Below are 6,471 nucleotides of genomic sequence, written 5' to 3'. Positions count from 1 at the left end.
TTTGCATTTTTTGAGTTTTAGTTTTCGTATAAAAAGCGATCAGCTCCGAGAATTAAGAAGGAATATCCGAAAATAGGGCTTCATATTTTCAGGATAGTTCGGCTTAATTCCGAAGGAGTTGCTTTTGTACCACCGTTTATTCGGGGTTAGATACGAAGAGAGTTTGGAATTTTATTTCTGTCTCACTCTCTTTTTTATCTGTAGTATTTGATGTGTTTCTTATAATGGGAATATGATATCCTCTTCGAATAGTACGTCAGATTAATGCCACTGTAGCAAACATATTTCTAGGTGAAGGTTCATTAGTCAATTCGATCTCAATTATTTCATCTGCAAATGTATCATTTACTTTGTATTTGAATAGCCCGTTTTCTTTACGTCCTCCCCAGCAAATTTCAATAGAATTGTCAGCGCTGTCTAGTAAAGCAGTTTTGGTTGTACCGAAATAATCGTCAAAGTAAAAGCAGCAAAGCCCATTGGGGTAAGGAGTTAAGAAGAAATTAAATAAATTATCTCGAGTAACGATAGTGTTTTTCTTAGCAAAATCTTCTAATAACTTATATCGATTAATGGAATTTTCTTTTGCATAAGGGTCTTCTTTTTTTATAAAAGGAAGTATAGGATGATTTGTTACAAAAAGATGGTTTTCAGGACTTCCTTTTGTTACTGCTCGGTCTTCTTTCATTCCATCTACTATTTCATAAAGCAGCAGATCGCCATTTTTATCTGCCAACAGATAATTGACATTATCACCGATTGGCAGCTTATCTAATAATACTTTTGCCTCTTGGACAGTGGAACAGGTTTCTAAAATTAATCGAATGGCAATCCAAAATCTCAAGCCCTCAACTTTTGGCTTCCGAAAAGGACCGACTGGAGAACCACAGGCAGACATGCTGACAGATAATCCATGTTCATTTACACCACAATCAATACCGAAAAGCAGCATACTTGTTCCGATAAAATGATTTGCTCCTGTATTTGTATAATGAACCAGACAAAAATCCTCACTTTCTGCATCAAAATCATAATTTCTCATCACAATTGGATGCTTGGTTTCACCATTCAATGAATGACTTGCAAATTGGCTGCATCCAGGGGTAGTAATGCTGTAGTGATAAAAGAAAAATTCATTTGGAGTAAGCCCTGTTCTCTCCATAAAACCTTTGATTTCTTCATTAATTGAGGGACAATATTTTTCAAAATAGTCAACAGCTCTTTTGGCATTCTTATCAGACAGCTGTTTTTTCAATCCTAATAAGTTGGTAGTATGTAAAACAAGTTGTTCTCCTATCCTATAACCTATATCAAAATTCTTCCCTGTACGATTATTAACCGTAACTTTTTTCTTTAAAACAGATTTTTTATTAGACATCTGAATAAACTCCTTTGGAATACCTGTTTTTATTAAGCTTATTATAACAGAATACAGAAGTAAGACGACCTGATAGGCTTCAGATAAATAATGGATTTCGAAACCTTCAAAATAAATTAGAAGTCGGCTCACCTAATTATTTGAGGTAGTCTTGAAACGGAAAATTTTTAGTTGTGGAGCATAACTTTTCAATTTTTTTGTAGTTGTTAATGCTTGTTGACTTTTACAAAAAGATACTCAATGAAATTTACAAATGATATTTCCCTTTCACGAATGTGAATCGTGTGGTATAGTTTTTCTGAGAGCAAGAAAAGGAGAAGAACCATGGATGAAGAAAAATTATTGATAAGAATTGCAGAAATGTATTATCAGGAAGATAAAAAGCAAAGCCAAATATCAAAAGAACTAAATATCCATAGAACAACAATCAGCCGGCTGTTAAAGCGATCCAGAGAAGAAGGGATTGTTCAAATTACGATCAATTATGATAAATCCGGCAGTTATTCATTGGAGCAGGAGCTGGAAAAGCGATTTGGTTTGGAGAAGGCGATTGTAGTTCCTGTTGCATCAGATTTATCAGCTCAGCAAAAAGAACAAATCTTAGGGAAATCAGCCGGAGAATATTTTTTAGGCTTGTTATTAAATGGAATGAAAATCGGCTTTTCCTGGGGGCATGCACTGGCAGCCATGGTTGAAGAAATGGGCAACATTGAATTAAACGAAGTAACTTGTCTTCCCATGATTGGAGGACCTTCCGGGAAGCTTGCCAGTGCGTATCATGTGAACACTATTGCCTATGCTGCATCTAAAAAAATTGGCTGTAATGCGCTGATGATTGACTCACCTGCTGTAACAGAGACAAAAGAATTGCAGACAGCTTTAATGAAAAATTCTTTCAATCAGGAATTATCCAATCTATGGAAAGAGCTTGATATTGCAGTTTTTGGTATCGGCAGTCCAAGTATGAGTGAAAATGACAGATGGAAAGGGTTCTATGGAGAAGATGTAATGAAGGAGTTGGAAACAAAAGAAGTTGCTGGTGATATTCTCTCCCGTTTCTTTGATTATTCCGGAAATACGATTGACAGCAACCTTAATGATCGTATTATTGGCATATCAATGAAGCAACTAAAAAAGGTACCTCAACGAATTGGAATTGCAGAATCGGATGAAAAAGTTGGAAGTATTCAAGCTGCATTAAAAGGACAGCTTCTTACAACGTTGGTTACAACAGAAGAAACAGCTGTGAAAGTTCTTAAGATGGAATAATCCGCATGATAAAAAATAAGTTTGAAAGTGTTTAGTCTATGTATCAGACTAAGCACTTTTTATTTTATCAAAAAAGATAAAGATAGCCTCATTTGTGATTTCTTGAAATCAAATGTGAAAAAAGTGGTTGACATTGTGAATTTATGATCATATAATAAAAATGTGATATCACAAATGTTGATCGTAAATATCAAGTGTGAAAAGAGGCTGTGAAATGAACTGGTTGAATATTGAAAAAAGAGTCGTAATTGTTACTGGAGCTTCATCTGGTATTGGGGCAGCAATTGCTGAGGAATTATGCGAACTGGGTGCTTTTGTTATTAATGGAGATATAAATGAGGGGGATTATCATCATGAAAATCTTCATTTTGTGCGGACCGATGTAACCTCTAGGGAATCTGTAAAGCAGCTGGTTGATTTTACAATAAGCATGTATGGAAGAATTGATGCTCTGGTTAATAATGCTGGTGTGAATGTTCCAGCATTGCTGGCTGATAAGAAAGAACATAGTGAACATGAACTGACAGATGAGCTGTTTGAAAAGATGACCAGCATTAATCAAAAAGGGGTTTATCTGGTTAGCCAGCTGACAGGTAGAGTAATGGTAAAACAGAAAAAAGGGGTCATAATCAATATGTCTTCTGAAGCTGGGCTCGAAGGCTCTGAAGGCCAGAGCTGTTATGCAGCAACAAAGGCGGCTGTGAACAGCTTTACACGATCATGGGCAAAGGAACTGGGAAAAGAAGGAATTCGTGTAGTTGGTATTGCACCGGGGATCATGGAAGAGACTGGTCTTAGAACACTGAATTATGAAACCGCATTAGCTTACACCAGGGGGAAAACGGTTGAGGATATTCGAAAAGGTTACAGTCAAACCAGTACGATTCCTTTGGGAAGGAGCGGGAAATTATCTGAGATCGCTGACACAGTAGCGTACTTGATTTCAGACAAGGCAAGTTATATCAGCGGGGTTACGATCAATGTAGCTGGAGGAAAAACAAGAGGATAGGAGAAACTAAAATGGCAAATGTAATTCTGGTTGCTCATGGACGTTTGGCGGTGGAAATGAAGCATTCTCTGGAAATGATATTTGGAACAGCAGACCGATTTTACCCAGTTGCTTTTGATCAGCAGGATGGATTGGAGAGTTTGGAAGAGAAGTTGAGCAATGTCCTGAATCAGACAACAGGAGAAACATTAATTCTGGCTGATCTCTTTTGCGGCACGCCCTATAATGCAAGCTGCAGTCTGGCGATGAAAGAACCGAAAAAGAATATTCAAGTCTTGTCAGGCATGTCGTTACCATTAGTTTTGGAAATAGCAAGCTTGATTGAAACACTGCCGATAAATGAAATCGTATGCATAGTAAAAAAAATGGCAGAGGAAACGGTACAATCTTTTAGTGGAAAAATAGAAGAAGAAGAGGAGGAGGAAGATTTTTAATGAAAATTAAATTGGCAAGAATTGACGATCGTCTGATTCATGGACAGGTTGCAACAGTCTGGGCAAAAGAAGCAGGTGCGGGCCGGATCATTGTTGTGAGCAAAGAAGTGAACGAAGACACCATTCGAAAAACACTTGTGAAGCAGGCGGCACCTCCGGGAATTAAAGTGAATATTGTGGATGTTGAAAAAGCAATTAAAGTTTTTAATAATCCGAAATATGATGAGGAAACAGTTTTTTATTTATTTACAAATCCAAGTGAAGTTTTTGAACTTGTTGAAGGAGGAGTTCCCATAACGTCAATCAATATTGGAGGAATGCAATTTAAGACTGGAAAAACGCAGATAACCAAGGCGATTTCAGTCAGTGCTGAAGATGTGGAGGCATTTAAGAAGTTGAAACGTGCAGGGGTCGAACTGGATTGTCGGGTGGTTGCAACAGATCCAAAGATAAACTTTGAAGCTAAATTGAGTGAGGCTGTATTGTAAAAAGCATGGGAGAGAAAGCACCTTCGTTGATTTTAAGAATCATCAATTGACCGTCGTACTGCTCGTTGCCAGGCGGCTTCACCGGGAATCAAGGAGGGAAAGACTACTAGTTATTTTATTTAATTATCGATGATCAAGTACTTGTATCAAATTTGATGCTTACAAATATATTTTATGAGGAGGAGAAAAGGTGGAACTTTCAGTAATTCAAATTATTCTAATCTTTGTTTTTTCAGCTGTTTCAGGGATGGGCAGTGTTTTGGATGAATTTCAGACACATCGACCGTTAATTGCCTGTACAGTAACAGGATTGATTTTAGGAGATATGACAACAGGTATTATCTTAGGCGGTACTCTGGAACTGATTGCATTAGGCTGGATGAATATTGGTGCAGCTCAATCACCTGATTCTGCATTGGCAAGTGTAATCTCAACTATTTTAGTTGTTGTGGGGCAGCAGGATATTCAAGCTGGAATTGCGATTGCATTGCCGGTTGCAGCAGCTGGACAGGTGTTAACTGTCATCGCTCGAACAATTACTGTTGCTTTTCAACATGCTGCAGATCGAGAAGCGGAGAAAGCGGCATTTAACAAAATTATTTTCCTGCATTTCAGTGCACTGTTTGTTCAGGCAATGCGGGTGGCTGTTCCGGCTACTATTGTGGCGGCATTTGTCAGTGCAGAAATGGTTGATAGTATGTTATCCATGATTCCAGAGGTTGTGACAGGCGGACTTGCAGCAGCAGGGGGTTTTATTGTTGTTGTTGGATATGCAATGGTTCTAAACATGATGAGTGTAAAATACCTAATGCCGTTTTTCTATCTGGGGTTTGTTTTAGGCGGTTATCTGGATTTTAGTCTGCTTTCCTTTGGGGTGGTGGGTCTGATTACTGCACTTGTCTACGTTCAGCTGAATCCAAATTTTCGACAGCAGGGACAGCCTCAGTCTGAAGCAACGGTAGCAGCAGCTGGTATTTCTTCTATAGCAGAAGATGAACTGGAAGATTAAGGAGGAAGAGTAATGGAAGCAGCAGAAACAGAAGTAAATACAGAAAAACAAATACAGTCTTTAATTACAAAAAGAGATTTACTTACGACCTTTGTTTTTTCAAATTTCCAACAGGCTTCATTCAACTATGAAAGAATCCATGCCCTGGCTTTTTGTGTAGATATGATTCCAACGATAAAGCGAGTGTATAAAACGAAAGAGGAGCAGGCAGAAGCATTAAAAAGACATCTGACTTTTTTTAATACGACTCCTGCAGTCTGCGGTCCGGTTATTGGTGTGACCATCGCCATGGAAGAGGCAAAAGCCAGCGGAGCTGATATTGATGACGGAACAATTAACAGTTTGAAGGTTGGATTGATGGGACCTCTGGCCGGTGTCGGCGATCCGTTAGTCTGGGGAACTTTACGACCCATTACAGCTGCAATCGGTGCTTCATTGGCTTTGACTGGAAGTATACTAGGTCCTGTAATTTTCTTTATTGCCTTTAACACGGTTCGTCTGGCAATGAAATGGTTCGGTTTGACCTATGGCTTTAAAAAAGGTCTGGACATTGTTCAGGATTTATCTGGCAGTCTTCTGCAGAAATTAACGGAAGGAGCAACAATACTCGGGCTGTTTATTATGGGTGTTCTAGTAACTAAATGGACCACTATCAACATTCCTTTAGTTGTTTCAGAAACACCTGGAACAGATGGAGAAATGGTTGTAACGACTGTTCAAAATATTTTGGACGACTTAGTTCCGGGCTTGCTGGCACTGGGATTAACTTTGCTGATGATGAAATTGTTGAAGAAAAAAATCAGTCCAATCTTATTAATCTTTATTTTATTTGCAATTGGAATTATTGGTTATGGTGCAGGTATTTTACAGTAGAAGGGAAGCATAAG

General features: G+C 38.2%; 7 protein-coding genes. 6 read left to right on the top strand and 1 reads right to left on the bottom strand.

Annotation, left to right across the window (positions count from 1 at the left end; translation table 11 throughout):
- Positions 1-256 precede the first annotated feature (256 nt).
- Positions 257-1,375 (bottom strand): C45 family autoproteolytic acyltransferase/hydolase, encoded by a 1,119-nt coding sequence (locus tag LI954_RS10065; RefSeq protein ID WP_229444394.1) that lies wholly within the window; start codon positions 1,373-1,375, stop codon positions 257-259.
- Between the two features lie 324 nt (positions 1,376-1,699).
- On the opposite strand from LI954_RS10065, the gene LI954_RS10060 reads away from it, so the two are divergent.
- The 6 genes from LI954_RS10060 (at position 1,700) to LI954_RS10035 (ending at position 6,457) form a co-directional block, all read left to right on the top strand.
- Entirely contained in the window at positions 1,700-2,644 is a 945-nt protein-coding gene (locus LI954_RS10060; RefSeq protein WP_229441124.1) for a sugar-binding transcriptional regulator, read from the top strand.
- Between the two features lie 214 nt (positions 2,645-2,858).
- Entirely contained in the window at positions 2,859-3,653 is a 795-nt protein-coding gene (locus LI954_RS10055) for an SDR family oxidoreductase (RefSeq protein ID WP_229444393.1), read from the top strand.
- 11 nt (positions 3,654-3,664) lie between these two features.
- Complete coding sequence (locus tag LI954_RS10050) at positions 3,665-4,087, top strand: PTS sugar transporter subunit IIA (RefSeq protein ID WP_229444392.1); 423 nt, start codon at positions 3,665-3,667, stop codon at positions 4,085-4,087.
- Complete coding sequence (locus LI954_RS10045) at positions 4,087-4,575, top strand: mannose/fructose/sorbose PTS transporter subunit IIB (RefSeq protein WP_202068537.1); 489 nt, start codon at positions 4,087-4,089, stop codon at positions 4,573-4,575. The genes LI954_RS10050 and LI954_RS10045 overlap by 1 nt, the downstream gene beginning before the upstream one ends.
- A 190-nt stretch (positions 4,576-4,765) precedes the next feature.
- Positions 4,766-5,584, top strand: a complete 819-nt coding sequence (locus LI954_RS10040) for a PTS mannose/fructose/sorbose transporter subunit IIC (protein WP_202068534.1) — start codon at positions 4,766-4,768, stop codon at positions 5,582-5,584.
- 12 nt (positions 5,585-5,596) lie between these two features.
- Complete coding sequence (locus LI954_RS10035) at positions 5,597-6,457, top strand: mannose/fructose/sorbose PTS transporter subunit IID (RefSeq protein WP_202068532.1); 861 nt, start codon at positions 5,597-5,599, stop codon at positions 6,455-6,457.
- The last annotated feature ends 14 nt before the right edge of the window (positions 6,458-6,471 follow it).

Source organism: Enterococcus sp. CWB-B31, assembly GCF_020567645.1.
In the GTDB taxonomy this organism is placed as follows: Bacteria; Bacillota; Bacilli; order Lactobacillales; family Enterococcaceae; genus Enterococcus_L.
Note: the sequence above shows the minus strand (reverse complement) of the source record. Positions and strands in the feature narration are given on the sequence as shown.

Coding starts and splice junctions, on each gene's coding strand:
- LI954_RS10065 (WP_229444394.1), bottom strand. CDS start 1,375: ATGTCTAATAAAAAATCTGTTTTAAAGAAAAAAGTTACGGTTAATAAT.
- LI954_RS10060 (WP_229441124.1), top strand. CDS start 1,700: ATGGATGAAGAAAAATTATTGATAAGAATTGCAGAAATGTATTATCAG.
- LI954_RS10055 (WP_229444393.1), top strand. CDS start 2,859: ATGAACTGGTTGAATATTGAAAAAAGAGTCGTAATTGTTACTGGAGCT.
- LI954_RS10050 (WP_229444392.1), top strand. CDS start 3,665: ATGGCAAATGTAATTCTGGTTGCTCATGGACGTTTGGCGGTGGAAATG.
- LI954_RS10045 (WP_202068537.1), top strand. CDS start 4,087: ATGAAAATTAAATTGGCAAGAATTGACGATCGTCTGATTCATGGACAG.
- LI954_RS10035 (WP_202068532.1), top strand. CDS start 5,597: ATGGAAGCAGCAGAAACAGAAGTAAATACAGAAAAACAAATACAGTCT.